Annotated in this window: 15 protein-coding genes and 1 riboswitch; of the genes, 6 read left to right on the top strand and 9 right to left on the bottom strand. The window is 30.9% G+C overall.

From position 1 onward, the window contains the following. Nucleotides 1-733 precede the first annotated feature (733 nt). Nucleotides 734-2,746: a methyl-accepting chemotaxis protein gene (locus C661_RS0105415; RefSeq protein ID WP_017414296.1), complete on the bottom strand. Its 2,013-nt coding sequence runs from the start codon at nucleotides 2,744-2,746 to the stop codon at nucleotides 734-736. 453 nt (nucleotides 2,747-3,199) lie between these two features. On the opposite strand from C661_RS0105415, the gene C661_RS0105410 reads away from it, so the two are divergent. From C661_RS0105410 to C661_RS0105390, 5 genes are all read left to right on the top strand, one after another. After that, nucleotides 3,200-3,754, top strand: a complete 555-nt coding sequence (locus tag C661_RS0105410) for a biotin transporter BioY (protein ID WP_017414295.1) — start codon at nucleotides 3,200-3,202, stop codon at nucleotides 3,752-3,754. A 606-nt stretch (nucleotides 3,755-4,360) separates the two neighbouring features. After that, nucleotides 4,361-4,870 (top strand): ferritin, encoded by a 510-nt coding sequence (locus C661_RS0105405; protein WP_017414294.1) that lies wholly within the window; start codon nucleotides 4,361-4,363, stop codon nucleotides 4,868-4,870. A gap of 454 nt (nucleotides 4,871-5,324) precedes the next feature. Further along, nucleotides 5,325-5,436: riboswitch (SAM riboswitch) on the top strand. A 217-nt stretch (nucleotides 5,437-5,653) separates the two neighbouring features. Then, complete coding sequence (locus C661_RS0105400; protein ID WP_017414293.1) at nucleotides 5,654-6,943, top strand: O-acetylhomoserine aminocarboxypropyltransferase/cysteine synthase family protein; 1,290 nt, start codon at nucleotides 5,654-5,656, stop codon at nucleotides 6,941-6,943. Then, nucleotides 6,943-7,818, top strand: a complete 876-nt coding sequence (locus C661_RS0105395; protein ID WP_017414292.1) for a homoserine O-succinyltransferase — start codon at nucleotides 6,943-6,945, stop codon at nucleotides 7,816-7,818. The genes C661_RS0105400 and C661_RS0105395 overlap by 1 nt, the downstream gene beginning before the upstream one ends. A 17-nt stretch (nucleotides 7,819-7,835) precedes the next feature. After that, nucleotides 7,836-9,086 (top strand): homoserine dehydrogenase, encoded by a 1,251-nt coding sequence (locus C661_RS0105390; RefSeq protein WP_017414291.1) that lies wholly within the window; start codon nucleotides 7,836-7,838, stop codon nucleotides 9,084-9,086. A 100-nt stretch (nucleotides 9,087-9,186) separates the two neighbouring features. Here the strand turns inward: C661_RS0105390 and C661_RS0105385 are convergent, their stop codons facing one another. From C661_RS0105385 to C661_RS0105350, 8 genes are all read right to left on the bottom strand, one after another. Continuing rightward, nucleotides 9,187-10,176 (bottom strand): sodium:calcium antiporter, encoded by a 990-nt coding sequence (locus tag C661_RS0105385; RefSeq protein WP_017414290.1) that lies wholly within the window; start codon nucleotides 10,174-10,176, stop codon nucleotides 9,187-9,189. A gap of 228 nt (nucleotides 10,177-10,404) precedes the next feature. Further along, entirely contained in the window at nucleotides 10,405-11,238 is an 834-nt protein-coding gene (locus C661_RS22650; protein ID WP_017414289.1) for a CAP domain-containing protein, read from the bottom strand. A 391-nt stretch (nucleotides 11,239-11,629) separates the two neighbouring features. Beyond that, nucleotides 11,630-11,878 (bottom strand): hypothetical protein, encoded by a 249-nt coding sequence (locus C661_RS0105370; RefSeq protein ID WP_017414287.1) that lies wholly within the window; start codon nucleotides 11,876-11,878, stop codon nucleotides 11,630-11,632. Between the two features lie 410 nt (nucleotides 11,879-12,288). Then, entirely contained in the window at nucleotides 12,289-14,286 is a 1,998-nt protein-coding gene (locus tag C661_RS0105365) for a methyl-accepting chemotaxis protein (protein WP_017414286.1), read from the bottom strand. A 636-nt stretch (nucleotides 14,287-14,922) separates the two neighbouring features. Continuing rightward, nucleotides 14,923-15,975: a flavodoxin family protein gene (locus tag C661_RS0105360; protein WP_017414285.1), complete on the bottom strand. Its 1,053-nt coding sequence runs from the start codon at nucleotides 15,973-15,975 to the stop codon at nucleotides 14,923-14,925. 69 nt (nucleotides 15,976-16,044) lie between these two features. Further along, a complete protein-coding gene (locus C661_RS23910; RefSeq protein WP_192812648.1) occupies nucleotides 16,045-16,203 on the bottom strand; it encodes a hypothetical protein in 159 nt (52 codons plus the stop codon). A 6-nt stretch (nucleotides 16,204-16,209) separates the two neighbouring features. Then, nucleotides 16,210-17,589, bottom strand: coding sequence for a lactate/malate family dehydrogenase (locus C661_RS0105355; RefSeq protein WP_017414284.1), 1,380 nt, complete (start codon nucleotides 17,587-17,589; stop codon nucleotides 16,210-16,212). Nucleotides 17,590-17,603: 14 nt separating this feature from the next. Next, nucleotides 17,604-22,520 carry a nucleotidyl transferase family protein gene (locus C661_RS0105350; protein WP_017414283.1) on the bottom strand — a complete coding sequence of 1,639 codons (4,917 nt, stop codon included), beginning with the start codon at nucleotides 22,518-22,520 and terminating at the stop codon, nucleotides 17,604-17,606. 240 nt (nucleotides 22,521-22,760) lie between these two features. Here C661_RS0105350 and C661_RS0105345 point away from each other — a divergent pair, with 240 nt between their 5' ends. Further along, nucleotides 22,761-23,078 (top strand): hypothetical protein, encoded by a 318-nt coding sequence (locus C661_RS0105345; RefSeq protein ID WP_017414282.1) that lies wholly within the window; start codon nucleotides 22,761-22,763, stop codon nucleotides 23,076-23,078. Nucleotides 23,079-23,307: the final 229 nt, after the last annotated feature.

The following is a 23,307-nucleotide window of genomic DNA, read 5'->3' as shown; positions in this document are numbered from 1 at the left end:
TATGCTCTATTTATCGCTGACTTGTTAAAGTCATTTTGTGAACTTATCGTTCACTAAGAATCATTTCTGATTCGGAATTAACTGGTTTTACCTTTTTCTCTGTTTAATTTTCAAAGACCACTTTATCACTTCATCACTTTAAACTTGTTAAGTGATGACTTTCACTATCTTATCATCATTCCAAACTATTGTCAACAATTAATTAAGTTTTTTTTAAACTAATTATTTATTCCAAAGTTCAGGACAATTACTTTGCCGCCTCTCAGCGACAAGTGTTATTATATCAGCAATATTTTATCCCATTCCTCATTGTACCCATATTACGAGATGTTATTCATAGATTTCTTTAAATACCTATGAATTCCTTATTATTTTAAATATTGATACGCTAGGATAAGTTTGTATATCCTTCATTAATTTAATAAAAATAACCATGAGACAAGTCTCATGGTTATTTTTATTAAATTTTAAAATTATTGATTTCTTGTTCTAGTTTCTCTGATAATTCTTGTAAGTCCTGAGCATATTGAGTAAAGTCATTCATCGTAGCTGTGATTTCCTCTGTTGAAGCTGAAACCTCTTCAGTTGCCGAGGCAGTTTCCTCGATTCATAGATTTCTTTAAATACCTATGAATTCCTTATTATTTTAAATATTGATACGCTAGGATAAGTTTGTATATCCTTCATTAATTTAATAAAAATAACCATGAGACAAGTCTCATGGTTATTTTTATTAAATTTTAAAATTATTGATTTCTTGTTCTAGTTTCTCTGATAATTCTTGTAAGTCCTGAGCATATTGAGTAAAGTCATTCATCGTAGCTGTGATTTCCTCTGTTGAAGCTGAAACCTCTTCAGTTGCCGAGGCAGTTTCCTCCGATATAGAAGAAATGTTTTCTATTTGACCAACTACATTTTCTTTCTTATCTTGTATGTCCTCTATAAATTTCTGAACTTCCCCAACCTTATCTGTTAGTGCAAAAATGCCATTAATAATATTATCAAATATTTCCTTAGTCTTATTTACTACTTCTGTTTGATTATTAACTGCAATTTCATTTTCATTCATAGCTTTAACAGCAGCTATAGATTTATGTTGGATTTCGTTAATTATGTGTTTTATCTCTTCAGTAGAATTTTTAGACTGCTCTGCTAGCTTCCTTATCTCATCTGCCACTACAGCAAAACCTCTTCCAGACTCTCCCGCTCTTGCAGCTTCTATGGATGCATTTAAGGATAGTAAATTTGTTTGTTCTGTAATTCCAGATATAACATCAGATATAGCCGTTATTTCTACCATACTATTATTAACATCATTTACTAACTTCCCTACCTCTAAAGCAGAAGTTTTTGTTCCACTTGATATATCCATTAGCTCCTCAACCATAGTAAGTCCAGTACTACTTAACTTTTCGGTATCTGAAGATATTTGTCCCATGTTTTTTGTAGATTCAGATATTATATCAAGTTTGGTAGATAAATCCTCCATATCCGTTGCACCCTGAAGTGTGCTTTCAGCTTGTTTTGTTGCCCCTATAGTTATTTCATCCATAGCTTGAGCTACCTGATGAACCGCTGCTGTAGTTTGTTCTGACATAGCTGCTAAGTTACTTGCTGTTTCTAATACATCTTTTGAAGAGGTTCCTACATTCTTCATAAGAGACGATATATTTTCTATCATTTTGTTAAAAGCTTTTCCTAGAATATTAAATTCATCTTTTGATTTAATATCTACACTTACAGTTAAATCTCCACTAGATGCCTTTTCAATTACTGCTTGTATCTTTTTCACATTTCCAGCTATACCATTACTTAAAAATACTGATAATACTATTACTAGAACACCTACTATTAATACAGCAATAGTAATTGCAAATAAAATTTTATTTGTATCTGCTGAAAGTTCACTCTCACTTAGGGTAGCAACCATTTTCCATCCTGTAAACTCACTAGTCTTGTAAACCGCAAATTTTCTTACCCCGTCAAGTTCATACCTTGCAAACCCACTTGGATTTGCTTCCATTTCACCCCAAAAACTCTGTTTTTTCATTATATCTGTTCCAATGTATTCTTTTTTAGGATGTGATATCATAATCCCCTTATCATCACTTACAGCTACGTACCCTTGATCCCCAACTTTCATAGCTGCTAAACCTTCTGATAACTTTTGAAGCGAAATATCCATACCAACTACTCCAACTATTTTACCCTCAACTTCCACAGCTTTAGATAAGGTTACTATATAAGTCTTTGTAGCTTTGTCTAAATAAGGTGGGCTTATGGTAACTTCATCCTTTTTACTAGCAGATGCTTTATACCAATCAGTTGTTCTTGCATCAAATCCAGCTGGTAATTCAGCTTTTGGATAAAGAAAAAGATTTCCAGTTTCAGTTCCATAAAATACGGTGGTGATATTAGAATCTGAAATTTGAGTATCTTCTAGAAAAAGATTAATATACTTATCCGAGTCTGGTGCAGTATTATAGTTAGTAAAATTATAGTTAATTGCTAAAATATCTAATGGATTAGACATAGCTGAAAAATAATTTGATAAGCCTCGATCAATTTCTCCCAATGTTTGTGCACTGGTTACCTCCAACTTTTTACTTAGAATAGAGTAGGATTGAGCATAGGTAAAAATACCAAGCGCAATTAATGGAATTAAGCAAATAGCTAAAAAGCTACTAATAAGCTTGACGCGAACGGATTTAACACCAAGCTTACTATTATTTTTTTCCTTTTTCATCTTTACTTCCCCCTTAGAAAGTTTTCTATCATATATAAGAACTAATTACCTGTAAACCAAAAGTAATTTGCTTTATATATTTATCGTAAGAAGAAATTATATATTAATAGGATTTTAGTCGAATTTTGTACTTTTTTGTTAGTATTTTTTTCATATATGCCCTTAATAAGGCTATTACCTCTAAAATAGATCTTATTATCTATACTTTTATAGTACAACACTGCCTCTATTAAATAAATTTTATAACCTTTGACTTTTTTTATCACCTATGCTAATATCATTGTAAACTTATTGTATTAACTAAGTTTACAATGATATTAATCTTATTGTTACTTAAAACCTTTCCTTGGTTTTAAATATATAATTTCAGTGTGCTTTTGCCATTATATATTTTTATTACTATGATTTTTAGTTTATTTATTACAAGAATAATTATTGAAAGAAGGTATTTAAATGAAACTCTCAACTCGTGATTTAATTTTAGCTGGATTATTTGCTGCATTAACTGCAGTTAGTTCTTACATTTCTATCCCAATAGGACCTGTACCTATAACCTTGCAAAGCCTTATGGTTATACTATCTGGAATTATCTTAGGAAGTAAAGTTGGTGCCTTATCTCAAATTACATATGTACTTCTTGGATTAATTGGACTACCTATTTTCTCTGGAGGAAGTGGTGGCTTCGATTCAATATTTCATCCAACCTTTGGTTTCTTATTATCCTTTATATTAGTAGCCTATATTGTGGGTAAAATAACTGAAAAACATAAATCTTATAGTAATCTTATTATTGCTGTAATAGTAGGCAGTTTATTAATGTATATCATTGGAGTACCTTATTTTTACTTTATCTTTACTTCTTATATGGGAAAAAGCATAACCTTTTATGGGGCCTTAAAGATGGCTTGTATACCGTTTATTCCTGGAGATGCTGTAAAAGCAATTATTTCAGTGGCTCTTGGCAAACAATTGATAAGAAGAATTTCTCGAACTTCTTCTACTATATAACACATTTTTATAAAAGATAAAATTTTACAACATAAAGTTGACTAGCAATTTCACTCTTATATTTAAAATCAGGATTAATAAGATATCGCTCTTGTTAATTCTGATTTTTTATATAGGAAATAACAATAAGTAAACAATAATAGCTATTACTTGAAAAAATTTAATTATATGGTATCATATAGTAAATACTATATTGTAGTTATGTGATATATAACTATAATAAGTCAATTTATGATAATCACAAGACTAAAATAACTTTACATTTATATATTTTCTTTATTGTAGAGAATCCAAAATTAATACTTAAAATCTTCATAAACTTATTTAATTTTTTCTAGTACTTTTAGCAATGCATAAGGTAAGTTTTCACTAGATAAGACTACGTATTATAAAATACTGAACTATTTATTATTTTGTTTATATGTGATTTTAATGTATATACTATAGTTAAAAATTATAAATGTTAACCTATAAAACTTACACAAAACCTAAAACTTTTATTTTTTTCTACTTTACTTTAAAAGAGATAACTTGCTTTGTAAAATAATTGAGTTATTTCTACATATATAAATTATAAATTAATTAAATATATAGGAGGATTACATAATGATAAGTGAAAGATTATTCAACGAACTTAACAAACAAATGAACTATGAATTTTATTCATCTCATGTTTACTTAGCTCTAGCAGGCTACTGTGCATCTCAAGATTTAGACGGATTTACTAACTTTTTTACAGTTCAGGCAGAGGAAGAAAAATTCCATGCTATGAAATTTTTCAATTTTATAAAAGAAATGGATGGAAGAATCAATTTTGAAGCTATTGGTGAACCTAGAAACGAGTATGACTCAATCTTAGATTCTTTCAATGTGACCTTAGAACATGAGAAGTCTGTAACCGATAGAATCTATAATCTAATGGATATTGCTACAGAAGAAAGGGAACATGCAACTATCAGCTTTTTAAAGTGGTTTATTGATGAGCAAGTGGAAGAAATGTCTACAGTTGGCAATATAATTAAAAAGCTTCAAAGAATCGAAAATGATCCTCACGCTCTTTATACTTTAGATGCAGAACTTGCTACAAGGACTTTTGTACCACCTGTAGCTCCGTAATACTTTTCAATACAATCACAAAATTAGTATTGACATGAATTATTTACCATGATATTCTTATAATAATAAATAAAATTAAGTACTTATTATGAGTTAGGGTAGAGAGTTAGCTCGTTGACCCTATACCAACCTACAAAAGTAAGGTGGTTCAGCTAACAACGATAAGAGGGACTTTGCTTATATTTTTAAAAATATAAACCTTCTTAACTACGTTGAGAAGGTTTTTTATTTTATTCAATAATACTCATCTCTTAAATTTGTTAATATGTTTATTTTTTCTTTGAGTGGTATTTGTTAATCAAAAGGAAAAAATACCTTATTAAATCAATTGAACTTCTTTGGATCATTGCGATTGGTATAGTAAAATAATACTTTTTGATTTTTGAAAATAGCTATGTTTCACAAATCACTAAAAATATCATAATTTAACTACCATTAAAATTTAATATAGTCATTCTTATTTAGAGTGGTGGAGGGACTGGCCCTATGAAACCCGGCAACAACCATATATTTAACTTATATGGAAATGTGCTAATTCCTGCAGCCTAAAGGCTGAGAGATAAGAACTGTGTTTTAAGGATTTTTTGTAAATTAAAACCACTTCTTATGTTTAAGAAGTGGTTTTTTTATTTTTATGGCCTTCAAGATAAAAGTTTTTCTTATTTTGAAGATGCCTTAAGCTACTCAAAGTGGAAGTAATTTAATTGCAATCTATCGCTTGGTGTTGCTTCCATTTAACTCTTTTACGAGTATAAAAAATTATTATTAAAGGAGGATTTATAAATGATTAATTCATGGAGAAAAGAAACTATATGTGTTCAAGGAGGGTATAACCCAAAGGTTGGTGAACCAAGAATACCTGCTATAGTTCAAAGTACAACTTATAAATATGATAATCCAGATCATTTGGCAGAACTTTTTGATTTGAAAACTTCTGGTCATATGTATTCAAGAATCAGTAATCCAACAGTAGAAGCCTTTGAATCAAAGGTTGCTGCACTAGAAAAAGGCGTTGGTGCTTTAGCAACAGCTTCAGGTCAGTCTGCTACCTTGCTATCTATCCTTAATATTTGCAGTTCAGGTGACAATATATTAGCTGCTTCCACTCTTTACGGCGGAACCTTTACCCTATTCTCTTCTTCCCTAAAAAAATTTGGAGTTGAGGTATCCTTTGTAAATCCAGACCTGCCAGCAAGCGAAATTTTATCTTATGCTAAAGAAAATACCAAGGCTATTTTTGCTGAAACTATTAGTAATCCTAGTTTAAAGTTATTAGATTTTGAAAAGTTTTCCTATATCTCAAAGACTTTAGGAATCCCATTAATAGTTGATAACACCTTTCCAACTCCTGTTCTTTGTAATCCCTTTGAGCATGGTGCAAACATCATTGTTCATTCAGCGACAAAATATATTGATGGCCATGGCACTAGTATTGGCGGAGTAATTGTAGATGGAGGAAATTTCAATTGGTGCAATGGTAAGTTCCCAGAACTTACCGAGCCAGATCCAAGCTATCATGGGCTTTCCTATATAAAAGAATTTAAAAATCTAGCTTATATAACTAAGGCAAGAGTTCATCTTCTTCGTGACTTAGGACCTGCATTAAGTCCTTTTAATGGTTTTTTGTTAAATTTAGGCTTAGACTCTCTTACTCTTAGAATGGAAAGACACAGTAGCAATGCTCTAAATCTTTCAAAGTTTTTATCTACTCACCCTAAGGTTAGTTGGGTGAACTATCCAAAATTAGAGGGGCATCCAAGCTTTGAGCTTTCAGAAAAATATCTTCCCTTAGGTGGAAGTGGTATTGTTACCTTTGGTGTAGAGGGAGGAAGAGCTGCTGCAAAGAAACTTATTGAAAACCTAAAACTAGCCTCCTTGGTGGTACATCTTGGTGATGTTCGAACCTCTGTAATTCATCCTGCCAGCACTACCCATAGGCAACTAAGTGATGAGGAACTTGCTGCTTCAGGAGTGCATGGTGATTTAATAAGAGTGTCTGTTGGTATTGAGCACATTGAAGATATAATAAATGACTTTGTTCAAGGCTTAGATTCCCTTAAGGAGGAAATATAGTGCCAATTATACTGGATAATACTTTGCTTTCGTGTGAATCACTAACAAAAGAAAATATAAGCTTGTTATATAAGAAGGATTTAAAAAAACATCCTAGAAACACTTTGAAAATAGCTATTTTAAATCTCATGCCTAATAAAATAGAGACAGAGTTACAAATATTAAAACTTTTAGATAGCCCATACTTTTTTGTTGAGGTAACCTTTTTATACCCTGAAACTCATAAGACTAAGAATACATCTATAGATTATTTATGTAATGTTTATAGCACTTTTTCTCACATTAAACATCTCAGCTATGATGGATTAATTATAACTGGTGCCCCTTTAGAAAAAATCGACTTCACAGATATAGATTATTGGGCTGAACTAAAAGACATAATGGAATTTTCAAAGACTAAGGTTAAATCTACTATTCACATATGCTGGGCATCTATTGCTGGTCTATACTATCATTATGATTTACCTAAAAAGTTAGTAAGCAAAAAAATTTTTGGGGTTTATCCCAGTTATGTTGAAAGGAAGCAGAACTTATTATTAAAGGACTTTAAAAAAAATCTATGGATTCCCCATTCAAGATACTTTTTAACAGATAGTTATTGTATAGAAAATATTGAAAGGCTTCAAGTTCTAATTTCTTCTAAAGAAACTGGAGCTCACTGTATAGCCTCCTTAGATTATAAACAAATCTTTTTAACTGGTCATTGGGAATACCAACCGAAAACCCTAGTAAAAGAATATAAAAGGGATATTTCCAAAGGCTTAGACCCTGTATTTCCTAAAAACTATTCAAGCAATCTTCTTCCCTACTATAGCTGGATGGAGGATTCTCTGCTATTTTTTAAAAATTGGCTTAAGGTCATTAGCAAACTATAATAGAAAGGAGTTTTTTTATGATAAATATTGGTCTACTAGGCTTTGGAACTGTTGGTTCTGGAGTTTATGAATTAATTACAAATTACAAGGCTCTTAAAAATCATACCGATGAAGAGGTTGTTATTAGTAAAATTTTAATAAAAGATTTAAGTAAAAAAAGAAATTCTAAAGTTCCTAAAGAACTTTTTACTGATAACTTTCGAGAGGTTGTAAATAACCCTCAAATAGACATTATAATTGAAGCTATCAGTGGTTTTAACCCAGCCTATACTTTTTTAGTAGAAAGCTTAGAAAGAGGTAAACATGTAGTCACAGCAAATAAAGCTGTGGTAGCAAAGCATCTTAAAAGCTTATTAGCCTTAGCTGAAAAAAATCATAAAGGATTTTTCTTCGAAGCTAGTGTAGGTGGTGGAATTCCAATTATTAAACCTTTAAAACACCACTCTGCCTTTAATGAAATGAAAGAAGTGAAAGGAATTCTCAATGGTACAAGTAATTTCATCTTAACACAAATGAATGATAATGACTTAACCTTTGAAGGGGCTTTAACTTTGGCACAACAGTTAGGCTACGCAGAGACAGATCCTAGTGATGATATAAAAGGCTATGACGTGAGAAGAAAGCTTGCAATACTTTCATCCATAGCCTTTAAAAAACAAGTATCAGAGGAAATGATTACTTGTCGAGGAATAGATTATGTAACCTCTTTTGATATGTCTATATTTAAAACAATGGATTGCACAGTTAAACTCTTAGGAAAGGCTATTAATTCTAATAATAGAGTATCAGCTTCTGTAGAACCTGTTTTAATGAAAAACGACTCATCACTCTCCAAAATTAAAAATGCTTGTAACCTTATATCTGTAACTGGAAACATTGTGGGAGAGCTTCAATTTGTAGGGGAAGGAGCCGGTAAAAATCCTACTGCAAATGCAATAATATGTGATGTCATAGATATCCTAGGGGAAACCTATAAACATGATAATCTTTTATCTAAAAGATTAGACTCTACAGTAACTATCCAACATGTAGCTTCAAAGTATTATGTGAGACTTTCTCCATATAATTATAATTACAAAGGCACCCTTGTAAAAGCCTTAGAGGAAAAATCTTGGATTAAAAAAGTCTTAAGTTACGATAAAGATATAGTCCTTTTTACAGAGAAACTTTCTTTAATAGAATTAGAAGAAAATATTCAGCACCTAAAATTCATGTATAAAAGCAGCTGCTATGTAAGGCTTGAGGAAGATATTGAAATCAAAGCATAACTTAGTATTATGAGGTTATAACCTAAATTACGAAGAAAAACAAATTCCCTCCTAGCTCTTCAGGAGGGAATTATTAAATAATAAACAAGCTAAAATTGTTCTAAGGTACAATAATAAAATAAATAAAAATACCATATAGTAATCCACTTAACATAAGCATAAAAGGACTAATAGTTTCTTTCATCTCCAAGTATAGATTTTGTATCAAAGCTGAAATTAGAGTAAGAGTCATTATAAAAAGAGAAGTAATATTTAGAGTCCAATTCGTTGCTGCAAGACCAAAAGCAACTGGTATAGTACTTTGAAACACCATTGCCCCAGTAATATTTCCAAGAGCTAAATTGTCTTTTCTACTTCTTATCCACATTATAGAATTAAACTTCTCTGGCAATTCCGTTACTATTGGTGATATTATCATGGATAAAATAAAGGAAGCTATCCCCAAAGTGCTTGATATTCTGTTAATATTATCCACAAACTCTTCACTAGCTAATACTATACCTATAAGAGATAGTATCAATTGAAGTATAATTGCTATAATCCCGTTATTTCTGATAAATCTACCTAACATAAGTGTAGGAGTCCCTGCCTCCTTAACTCCTTGATGTTTAAGAGTCTTTACTATGTAAATAAAATATAATAGTATCAAAAACATAGCTCCAGAATAAAAAATTGATCTATTTTTTGTAATTGAAATTAAGATTGTCGCTAAATAGGCAACTATAAAAAAAGAAAAATCTCTTGAAAATATTTCTTTATCCGCATTTATTTTTATAGTTCTTTTGTTAATAAAAGAGTAAAAAAACACTGCAAGTCCTGTAACTAAAAAACCTAAGGTTGATAACATAAAGGGAGCTCCTAAAATGGCACCTGTACTTATCCCATTTCCCGATGGTTTATTACTTAATACTGCAATGATAGGTATCATAGTCTCTGGAAGGGCTGTCCCAACTGCAGACAAAAGGCTTCCTACAACCCCATCTCCTAAGTTTAATCTTTCCCCTAAATTTTCCACACTATTAGAAAACATGTGACAAAAAAACAAAATAAGCCCTATGTTTACTGCTATTAAAAGTATAAAATTCCACATATATTATCCCCCCAAAAACCTCATACCTTATATATATAGAACTTGTACTAAAAAAATGAATAAACAGACACTTATTTTTTTTGAAAAACATATGTTTATATACCTTGAAATTAGTAAAACCTCAATAAAAAAACTGAAGTTGAATTTCCTACATAACAAAAAGAATGTAGATAATTTAAATTACCTACATCCACCCATAATCAACAAGGTTATTTAATCAACTTTTCACTACTTTGTTGAAAAGTGTTGTGTTGCATAAACATAGTTACCTTGGCTGCTGAATGCTACTCCTGCACCCATTTTTGTCCAGTTTGCACTTAAGATATTTGCTCTGTGCCCTGGAGAGTTCATCCATTGATCAACTAAGTATTTAGCTGTAGTTGTAGCTTCTGGGTAACCTTGACTGTAGAATATATTCTCACCATATCCATTAGTGTTATATTTGAAGTATTTAGTTGCTAAGTCCATTGGGCTAGCATTATTTAGAGATGGTGTGTTGTGTTCAAAATAGTTATATTGAAGCATGTTATTAGATTTATATCTAGCAATCGGTCTCATGTTTTCTTCCCAAGCTAGTGGCTTAAGTCCAGCCTTAGTTCTTTCCTGATTCACATAAGTTAGAATTTCTTTTTCTACCGCATCTAGATATTTAAAGCTCTTATTATTTGGATTTGTTGGTACTCCACTTGGAGTAGTTGTACTTGGGTTAGTAACTGGTTTCTCCACCTTTGGTGCCTCTGTTTTTGGTGTTTCTACTTTTGGTGCTTCAGGCTTTGTAGTTCCCGTTCCTGGAGTCTCAGTTTTTGGTGTCTCTGGCTTAGTTACCACATTTTCAGGCACCTCTGCTTTTGGCGTTTCTGTAGAAGGTGCTTGTCCTTCTGTCGGATTATTTATTGGAACTTCGATAACTTGTCCATCATTTACTTTGCCCTGACTTATTTTTTGTACAATTGAATCTAATGGGAATTTAATAAATTGGCTGTTATTTGCAACAGTTCCTGCAGTAGCTCCCCCTATTGTACAAAGTGATAAAATTAAAGCTAGTATTTTATTTGTTATCATTAATCAACAACTCCTTATTTTTTATTTTGCTTTTACTTCCATGGAATTATTACTACTCCATTTGAGAATTGGAAGCCTTTATTTCTTCAGTTCCTTGCTGATGTGTACATGATAACATGAGGCTTGTACCAAAACAACCCTTTTCCATCCATTTCATATTTAGCCCACAATAACCCATAGTGGTTTAAATAACCTTTTTATACTGTTTTTGTGGCTATAATTTTATTCTTAATAAATCTTTTTTAAAATTGAAAAATCAGTTTTAATTCCTGCAATTTATTCAATTTTTTAATCATATAATCTTAATAAACCTAATTAATATATATCAAAAATTAATATACTCTTTGATAACATAAATACTATATATTTCCCTTCTATTATCCTCTTTTTATTAGTCTTCAAACCAATATTCTTTTAGTATTTGCAAGGTCTGAGCATTTATTTCATAACCAGATACATCTCCTAAAACACTATCCATATCACACTGAGGGCATTTAGCAGTTCTTCCCTCATCCATCCACGAGCTAATTTCCTTTGGGTTAAATATTTTCAAACAATAATAACACCCACATACCGAACTTTTTTCAACCTTCTTTTTATTATATATAGAATGTCTTGATGCTTCTTGTATCGTTCTCATCGCTACTCTCCTTTTACCCCTTAATAATATAATTTCATTTCCTCTCAAGTATTAAATCAAACTCAAAAACTTACTGCTGCTTTAACTACTTCCACTTACTTATTGTCATTTCACTATAATCTTCGTGCCAATTTGCGATTTAATTTATACTGAAACTATTGGAAATTCTACATATTATTAGTGATTAGTAACCTTATAGCATTTTTTTTCACAGAACTTAAACCATTTTATACACTGAAGCAATTATTAACTTTATAGTTTGTTTCTATATACTTTAATGTTTATTTCGTTATTTAATTACTTTAGCATACTAGTTACTGTACTTTGACCTTTAAAGTTTTTTATAAAAATTTAAAAGCTAGCAAGGATTTTTGCTCCCTACTAGCTTTTAGCTTATATTAATAATTCAATTATGAAAGTTTAAATTTACCTACTTCATCTTCTAACTTTTGAGAAAGCCCTTGTAACTCTTCCGCATAATTTGTAAATTCAGCCATAGATGCACTTACCTCTTCAGTGGAAGCAGCAACCTCTTCAGTAGCCGAAGCTGTTTCTTCAGATATTGCAGAAACACTTTCAATTTCTTGTAATATAGAGTCCTTTTTATCATTGATTTCTAGAGTAGATATTTTTATTTCCTCCACCCTATCCGTTAATATAAAAATTCCATTTATAATATCATTAAATATTTCTTCAGTTTTATTCACTACATTTACTTGCTCTAAAACAGTGTTTTCAGTTTCATTAATTGCCTTAACTGCCTTTTGTGATTTGCTTTGAATAGCCTCTACGATCCTTCTTATTTCCTCTGTAGAATTTTTAGATTGCTCTGCAAGCTTTCTTATTTCATCAGCTACTACTGCAAAACCTCTACCTGATTCACCGGCTCTAGCAGCTTCAATAGATGCATTTAATGATAAAAGATTAGTTTGTTCAGTTATTTGAGCTATAGTATCTGATATAGCATTAATTTGTGTCATACTGTTATTTACATCTTCAACTATTTCACTTACTTCTGTAGTAGATGTTTTAGTTTCCATAGATTTTTCTGTAAGCTCTTTTACCATGTTTAATCCGCTAGAACTTAACTGCTGAGTATTTTTAGAAATATTCCCCATTTCCTGTGCTGATTCAGTAACTCTTTCGAGTCTCTGTGAAAACTCTTCCATACTAGTAACTGCTTCAAGAGAGCTATGAGCTTGTTTAGTAGCTCCTGAAGAAATCTCATCTACTGCTTGTGAAACTTGAGTTATGGATGCCGTGGTCTCTTCAGCCATTGCAGCTAAATTCGTTGCAGTATCTAAAACTACCTTTGATGAAGCATCTACACTTTTTAAGGAACCGGATATATTTACCATCATTGAGTTAAACTCTTCACCTAAGGCTTGTATCTCATCCTTAGATTTAATATGTACTGACACAGTTAAATCTCCACTTGATGCTTTACCAAATGCTTTTCTTACTTTATTAATATTAGAAGACATTGCTTGGCTTATAATATATGAAACTACTATAGATACTGCAAGAACAAGTAATACAGTTAAAGCTATCATATCCCTTATACTATTGGTATCTTTTATAAGTTCCATTTCATCCATAGGAGCAATTAACTTCCACCCTGTTGCTTCATTAGTATCATAAGAGGCAAACTTTTTATGTCCTTGAAATTCGTATTTTCCAAAACCTCTAGTATTAGCTTTAGCTTTTTCCCATATAGCTATAGTAGTTGGGGAATCTCCTCCAATTAAAGTGGAATCTTTATGAGCTACCATCTTTCCATTACTATCAGCTACAAAAACATATCCACTATCTCCTACCCTTATTTCTGCCAAAGAACTTGAAAGCTTTTCTAAATTCACATTCATAGCAACTACACCAATAATTTTTTCATCTTTCATAATAGCCTTTGCAACAGCTACCACAGTTTTTCCAGTAGATGCACTTTTAAATGGGTTTGTGATAACAACTTCACCTTTTTTAGCTACAGCTAAAGTGTACCAATCTCTAGTTTTATGATCATAGTCCTTCCCCATATCTGCTTCTGGGTAGATTTCAAATTTCCCTGATTCTGTTCCAAAATACATATTTGAAATATCCTCACTACTACCTTGGACATCTTTTAGTAAAGATTTTGCAAAATCAATATATGTTGGATTATCATCAACATTAACAAAGTCAAAGTTACCTGCAAGAGTTGTTACTTGGTTTGACATAGCATTAAAATAGTTACTAAGCCCTCTATTAACCTCTAGTAAGGTTTGTGAACTAGTAACTTCTAGCTTCTTACTAATTATTTGTTGTGCTCTAACATAAGTTGCACCTCCCAAAGCAATTAGCGGTATTAAGCATATTGCCATAAAACTGAACATCAGCTTTGTTCTAATATTCATCCTCATTTTCTTTTTCAATTTTTCTTCCTCCCAAATCTCAATTTTTAACTTTTTCCTCCATATTGTACCATATGTTTTCAATTTATTACATATTTTTTATTTTATTTGTGTAGTTTTTTGTAAATAATATAATTTAATTTATTTAATTATTAAAGGTTGCCTGTTCTATTTTTCCCAACAATGAATTCATCACTTATTCAAAACAAGAAATATTAACCATAAATAAAATTTTCTGAATTATTTCCCAGGTAAAGTTATTGTATATTAGTATTAATTTTTATCTGTTTATTTGTAAAAACAATAAAATAATAAAATAATATAATATAATAAGTTATATTTTCCACCTTTTAGTTCTTAAGTGACTTTTCAAATTAAACTAATTATTGTGTACTTTTATAATTCGTTCATTTATACAAAAAGTTTATATATAAAGTTACAAAACATAATATTTTTTTGTAATATATCCTTATAATTTTTATTAATTTGTCTTTATGTTTACAAATTATATAATTAGGTTTTAATTTACAAATAAACTCTCTGGAAACTTATTACTGCTTTATTTACATAATAATATTTATAGTTGCAAATCTCCTTTTAAATAAACTTTAGATTAATTTAAAAGCTTTCGGTAGTTGCCTTTACCGAAAGCTTTATTTAACACTTTATTTCTATTGTCATGTTCTCTGCAAACAATCTACTTTGCTCTTCTATTCCTTCCACTTTGAATATAGATTTTGGGTCGTTTGCTATAGCCATCAGTGAAAAGTATGGGGGTAATCTAAATCCTTTATTAATATTTAAAGCTCCAATTAGTTGTTTAGCTATAGAATCGCTGCCTGAATTTCCTGAAACTATTATTGCAAAAATGCTTTTTTCATGAAAAGACATTTGCCTATATAATACGGTTAGCCTATTTATTACTGCAGTTAAGTTTGCAGCTACTGCATCATTATAATTAGGACATAGCCATACTATAGCATCATATTTTTCAATTGCTGGAAGTACTTCTTCTGCCATTATACCTCCATAAAAACACCTATTATTTTTCCCGTAATGGTTACAAAGCTTATAGGCACACCCATGACAATCCTTTACTTCACCTGCTTCGATAAGTAATTCCTTCACCTCATAGTTCTCAAGGTGCCTAGATACCATATGCCATAAATCTAAGGTATTTGAAGTTTTGTGTGGACTTGAGTATAATGCTAATATTTTAGGATTTTCTAAAGTAACAAATTTGCCTTCTAATAATCTCTTTATCAGTTCTCTACAATTTTTTAGGCATATTTCTTCTAAGGATAAATCTAGATTTTTTTGCCAAGTAAGAAAGTTCTTCAAAGAGCTTATAGCTTCAACTAATGGATGGCCAATGAAACTACAGCCTAACCCATTAGCAATAAAAATAATATCCTGTGCTGTTCTTTTAGTACCATGTTCTGTTTCGCTATGTACTAAAACTGCACCCATAGATCCACTAAAGCATTCCTTGCTTTTTTCCATAATCTTAGAAAGAAAATTTAGCATAAACAAGTCCGTACCAAGCTCATTAACCTGAGATATAAATAATAGTTTTTTATTTCTCAAATTAGGGATATTTTGTGCATCATTTACCAAAACATATTTCCTACCTTCTATAGCCGCTCTCATCATATTTTCTAAGGTATCGCTTATGGGTGTATTAGGTAATATTACAAATAACTCCTCCATACCTGCCTCCTTTAACTTAAATTCTTTCAAGGGTCAACTACTAGAGCATAATTTTTTTAGTTATCACACTTAATTTTCTTTTGCTTTCTTTTTGACTTTTCTCATACACCAAGTTGGTGATTTCTTATTTTCATGGTTTTCTCTGCACTCTTCGCAATTGCCATGACGAGGACATTTCCTTGTACATGGACAATTTGGGTTTAATGTTATAAGTTTTTCCTCCTTCATAATTTTTTACCTATTATAAAGAATGTCTAGTAATTCATAAGTATGCTGAAGCCTCTGAAAAAGCTCCTGTGGAAGCTTTAAAGTTTCTAGTTCTGTACATCCATCTATAAGTTTATTTCTACACCCCATAAAAGTACCTCCAATAAAGGTAGCACTATAATGCCACTGAGAATTTATTGTACTTAATAATGATAGACTTCCAGAGGACAAAGCTGGTGCAATATAGGGTTTAAAGCCTGCACTTCGGACTTCTAGATTAGCTGTTTTAGTCTTTTCAGTAAGTTCTTCTGAAAGTTTTTCATTATAATTTTCAATGCTATTTGCTATTATTAGACCTTCTCCATGAGGCCCAAACGCTCTTCCTTCTAAGGGATACATTTCTGTTTCCTCATTTTCCATAGCATAATAACAGGCTCTCCCATTCATAACTCCTAGTCCATATCCTCTAATTTGTTCTGGTGCTAATCCTTCAAAATCCATATTTCCCATTTCATTCTTATTGCTTTCTTCATATGCAACTTTGCACAATAAATCAACCGGGTCTGAAACCACTGCAAAAACTCCTTTAAATCCGCTTTCTCTTGCCATTTTAGCATAGGAACCTAGAATTTTGGAATTCCCTTTAAATTGTACAAGTCTTACATCTTCTCCTTCTTTGCCTACCTCTGGAACTCCAACTGATACACAAAATACAAACATATCACAATTAAAAACTTCCTGTTCCTTAAGGCTTACCATATTTATATCTCTTTCCATCATATCTGGAGATAAAACTTGCCCTAATTCTAATTTCCAGCGTTTTATCTTATTTTCATCTCTATCATAAAGTCCTAAATGAGAAATTCTTTCATGGCCTAAAAGTTTAAGTCCTGTTAAAAGAATTCCGCCCACATCCCCCAATCCTACAACATTTATTCTCCACTTTTTAGGTTCTTCATAATCTATTACTTCTGGCCAGCTGTGGTAAGCAATATTTAAAGAGATGACTCTTCTTTCTTCAATAGCTTCTACTATCCATTGATGGTTCAACAAATTTTTTTCTTCACCTTTATGCTCCTTACAGTTTCCGTATTTTATAGGTTTTTTAAGTAAATTTAAATTTTCTTCTTTTATGAATAGCTGTTCTTCATTAGTTATAATAAAACTTCGCCTTGAAAATCTAGCGCTAAGCACATTTATTGCAAATATTTTCCCCTTATACTTTTGTGCTTCAGCTTCTGATATTGGAAGAAAATCCTTAAAGGGATTCTCTCCTAGATGAAAATAAAGCTCTTCTTTTTTATTTTCATAATCACTTATATTATTATTTAGGGAATTATAGTTCCTATATTCTTCATAGCTTCTATTTGAAATCATTAATTTATCTTTGTATTTATAATAAAACATATTATACCCCTTTCTTAAAACATGCTTTCCATTCTGCTTAATTGTTCTAAATCATTTTGAAGATAATGAGATGGATACATACTTAAATCATAATACATATCCCTTCCTATATCAGGGCGGCGAGGAATGGTCAGCACTTCTCCTAGTGAACTTAAGGTTAAATTACGAGTATATAAAAGATGATATTCGTTTTCTAAAGCTCTCAATATTTCAATAGAATTTTCTATGCAAACCTTTGAAAGCTCATAAATACTTTTCTTATTTGCATTTCTTATAAAAATTGGATAAGTATAGGGCATAATTGAAGTAACAGAAGGAATTAAATTTCTTCTTGGATAACTCCCTCTCCACAAGGCATCTCCTCCAATAAATGGATACATTGAATTTTCATTAAACCAAACCTTTAGCTTTGGAATAAAATATACTGCATCTACTTCCCTATTCTGCATATCCATTAAATCCTTTCCTCTTCCAGACAAAACTCCTGCAATGATTTTCTGAACCTGAACTCCTTCTTTCTTTAAAAGGGGATCAAGTGCTTTCATTCTATATCCCTTATGAAGAATATTATCTACAAGTATTACTGGTCTGTTAAAGGATCTTATCATTTTCATTTGATTTTCTAGATTTAAATAATATGGAGACTCTCCTATAAAAAAGCTTTTCATATCAGGACTATAATATTTTTCTGTGTGCAAAGCCTTTGTTACTGTATTAGGTACCACATATCTATCTAGCATATCTCCATAAGGCACGCACATAGCAGCTCCATATTCCTTATTATTACTTAATTTAGTTGGTACTCTATTTTCCTTGCAAACTTTTTTAATCATCTTTTCATGCAGTACGTGAGTGTCAAAGGGTAGTATAAGTTCACCAGGATATACTTGCGTTAAAGTTTCTTGCAACCTCTTTCTAGTTGAAGCAATAACTGATTTTACTCTTCCACTACTCCTAAAGGGTTCTTTTAATACATTGTCTATATCTAAGTTAAGTACACATGGATTGCTCATATTCACCCCTAGAACTGGTATAGTTTCCTCAATAGTTTCTAATTCCTTAAATCCACAGAGTTTCATACTTTCTAGGGTAGAAAGAGAATAAAACTCCTCAGCTTTAGGCTTAAAAAGTGCATATTCATAATCCTTTGCTATAGCGTAAGCTAAGGTTTCTGTAATTAATATTTCCTCTAAAGCTTTATTTTTGTCTTTATTATTTACATAAATAGCATCAATAAGAATAAGTCTTCCTGTACCACTTTCACGAACATATCTGGATACCTTTTCGCACAATACTTCATTATAAAGATTATTAGATCTAACCCAATGTAGTGCAGAAAATCCTAAGACCTGATGAGTTTCAACATTTTTTATAATCACTAATTTTGAAGCAGTTTTTTGGGAATGCTCTTTTAAAAACTGAGAGACTAGTTCCTTATCTTTAGAAGAATTGCCTATGATTTTAATTAATCCCTCTGTAAGTTCTTCTGCAAACTCAATATCGATATTAGAAGAGGTTAAAGCTAATTTTTCCATAGGCTCCCTTTGATAAAATCCATTTTCGTAGATGTATTGCTGGACTAATGGATCTATTAAACTAGATATATCTCTATTCCTATCAATATAATCTCGTATTTGGCTTGAACTAATGGTTGCATAGCTTGGTGGAAGATTTAAAACCATTACTTCCCCCTGTATTTTCTTTTTAGCCTCCTCTAAATGCTTACTTTTTCCTCTCTCAAAAATTATATGTGGAAAACTATGAATAGAGTTTTCACTATGCTCCCTTCTGTAACATGAAGCATTTAGTACTACATCACTACCAGCTACAAAATATACTTCTGAATGACTAAAATTTTCTTTTAATCTTTTTAAATCCTCTGAATTAGAAATATTAGTTTGAAATATTTCTGGATAAATAAATATATCTAGTTCATCTGCAACAGACATATTTATTAAAACCTTTCTCAGCAAATTAGGTAAGGTTTTCTTAGACCAGGAAAACTCATCCACTGCTAAATAAACTTCAAAGCCCTTATCTCTTATAGCCTTTGCAATAGTTTTGTGACTTATAGAAAATGGGTCAAAGGTACCTGGAAAAAAGGCTATTTTTGATGATATCGGTATATCTATTTCTCCTTTGAAGAAACTATAATCTGATATAAATCTATATATATGATTTAAAGCAGCAGAATTAGTTAGAAAAATAATTCTGTCTCTTTCATCATCTGTAATTAAGGTAAGTATCTTCTTACCAACAAGCCTGAAAATATTGTATTTTTCTTCCAAAGACAAAGTTTTTGCGCCAAAGATATCCTTACCTAAACTACTTATAGCCGCTTGCTTAACTCTAATTTTATAGTCACCTAGACCATTTAATAATATTCCTATCATATTTATAAGACGTTTATGACTTGCTTCCTTCTTTTCCATAAATCTATTCTGGTATTTTCCATAGCCTGCTACACAAGTTCCAATAGTTTTAAGAATTAGAGGCTTAATATTTTCCTCTGAGGATTTTATTTTATATTTAAAATCATCAATGATCTCATTTAATTCTTTTGGTTCTAACCATAGAAGAACTTCTCCTAACAAGGGTGGAATATACTCAGTAAACCTGTGCTCATCTATTTCTAAGGCTCTTAAAAGTTCTACTGCTACTTCATTTCTTTCTGGTAAAGTTAGGTGAGGCATAATTCTAAGTATAGCAAAACCAGCCCTTTTTCTTACAGTTTCTACTGCACTTACCTTTATTAAATTACAAAAATGAATAGCTGTATGAAGTCCTGTAATTCCTATGTTTTTAAGAGTGTATTCTAAAAGTAACTCAATTTGGTTTTTCTTTTTAATCCAATCTGTAGCAGATTTTAAATTACTTAAAAATATTTCAGGAATTCTAACGTTATCAAGGTCACAGTATCTTTCAAAGATGATAATCTTTTCCCTCATATTAAGCTGAGTTGCTAACTTTAACTTCAGCAAATTCTCTGTTGGAATTTTACTTCTATTATTTGACATAGAAAGATATTCTACTGTCATTTCTCTAAGTTCATTATTTGAGTTTGATTTCTCTAAAACCTCACTCATAACCTCAAGAGCTGCTAATCTTAAGGTAGTATTCCTTTTTTTAGCCATAGAAATTATATAATTAAATAAAAGTTCTAGGTTTTCCGCGTCAGGTTCCACTGGAATGTACTTTGCTGTTTCTAATAGAAATAACTGGGTTTCATTGCTTAAGTTTCCTGTAGCACTATAGTAATCCATCAATATGCTTCTATAAGTAGCTATAAAGTTTTTTCTGCAGTTTTTAAATAGTGAATTTACCATAATTCTCGTGCTGTAGCCTATCCAACTTCTGTGACTTGCGATTATTTTATAACTTGGATAAAGCAATAAATCTAAATATTCTTTAAACAATTCACCACTATTTATCTCAGACTTTTCAAGAATTACATTTTTGGGAATTTCCTTATTGTAATCCTCATCAAAAATCCCAATTAAAATTCCTATAAGCTCTGCACAATGTCGTCTTATATCATCTTCTGGATGAGTAAGATTGTCATACAAAAATCGTATAGTTTGTATCTTTTGTTTTTGTGTTAAATATGTAGAGTACTCTTCAAAGACTCTTATATATTGTCTTAAGTTCTTCCAATGTTCTTCACTTCTTGCTTGCTCAAAAATTTCCTCAATAGAATACTCATCACGAAGAGCATGCATAAGCTTAATATTATGGTTAATTGAAAGGTATCTTAAATTCTGAACTACTTCCTTTCCCTGCATTAAGGAGTAAATAGGTTTATCAATAAGGGTCAGGTTTTGATTTTCCTCAAGAGTGGTATCAACTCCAATACTTACTAAATAATCCTCAAAATCCTTAAGCTTTGCATAAACTCTTCTATATCTTTTCTCTTTCTTATCATCCAGATTTTCTAACTTATCTAAAATTACTTTAAAGGAATCAGCAAGGGAAAATATATGCATCTTTACCCCTTTGTCTGTTTGGATATTTTTCACTCTGAAATCTGAATAAATTAAGATAAGATTCTCCAGCGAAAGATTTTCAAGTTCTAAATCCCAAGTTGAGTGATTTATTGCTACATTCCTTATATAATTAATGTTATGTTTTTTAAACCATTGATCTGTGTAATAGTAATGAAGATGTGGAACTCTCTTAAGTTCCTCCCCCTTACAACCATACTTTCCTATATCATGACCTGCTGCTGCTCCTGAAACCCTGCCTAAGTCTACCGGAAGATTTTTAAGTTTCGCCTGTCGTCCAATGTATAAAGATAAATGGTGAACTCCACAAATATGATCTAGTGTATTGTACCCAAATACTTCTCCGTTTAGCTTCATAGTTTCATAGATATAGTCCCTTTTAAAAGCTTTAAGAAACTTTACATATTCCTCATCACTTTCAAGTCCTCTGATTTCTCCCTCTGCTAAAAACTTTATAGGATACAAACTCTGCCAAGTGCTATCTTCTGTATTCTTTTGTACCTCAGATACAACTCTTAAAACTTTTAGGTATACTTCGCACAGAGCATCATATAAGGAATTTAATTTAATTGATACTGCTTCTGGAAAAGCTTTCTTCAGCGAATAATTATATAAATAATTCAACCACTTGTTTTGATTATCTTCTACTTGAAAATTTATATCTAAAGTAACTTCCTCTTCATCTTTATATATATTTTTCGATTTATTAAATTCTAATATATTTTTCATTAACTCTTCACAAAGTAAAAGAGTTCTTCTACAGCTAAAATCCTTTTCTTCCGCCATGGTTACTAAATTTTCTATATATGAATTACTTTTTAAAAACTCTCCAACTAATGCCTTCGAGATATTGCTAACCCTTAAGTATCTTGAGGTCAAAAGCTTTTTAGATATTTTTTGATTAAGCTCTTTAAAACTTAAATTTTCCATGGATGCCCTCCTATCAAACTCTACGATGGTTATTTATTCATTTCTATTACCTATATTATATTTTAAATTATAACCTTCTAATCTAGTTATTTATAGTGTGTGAAAAATAAAAAATCTTATATCTCCTCAATATAACAGTAAGATACTTTATTTCACTCTATATATTAGCCCTTACTGAATATAACCTTTTAACTTAAGAAATAATAAAACTACAGTTATATAAGAAAGGAAGTTATATTCATGAATTTAAATATAGATAAATCCTTAGTATGTCCAAAATGTAATTCTAACCATTTTGAAATGAAACGCGAGGCTACTTATGTGTATACTTATGAGGTAAATCCACCTGATATGGTTTCTGATATTAAAGAAACAAAAGAAACTCCCTACTTATTTGATAATAGAGAACAGATCAATGAAAAAGAGTATTTAGTCTGTAAGGATTGTGGTTCCACCTATCCTTGCTCTATTGATAGAAATAATAATAAAATTACTCTTACAATACTTCGTAAAGCCATTCGTGCAGATCATCAAGAAAAACCAGAATATTGGGGCTAAAGTAAGTCAAAAATGTTTTCAAAAATTGATTTTATTGTCCTTCTAGATAGAATACTTTGCAGACAATATATCTTTTAACAAAATTAAACCTATTATCAAAAGTACTAAGAAATTAACTTTTTCATTACTTTTAAAAACGGCTATCTCAAACTGAATATTTATTAACTTAATACTAATAAAGCCATGGATAGTAGAGGAATTATTTATCTACTATCCATGGCTTTGGTAT

This window comes from Clostridium tunisiense TJ, assembly GCF_000300195.1.
GTDB lineage: Bacteria > Bacillota > Clostridia > Clostridiales > Clostridiaceae > Clostridium_J > Clostridium_J tunisiense.
This window is presented reverse-complemented; position numbering and strand designations above follow the sequence as displayed.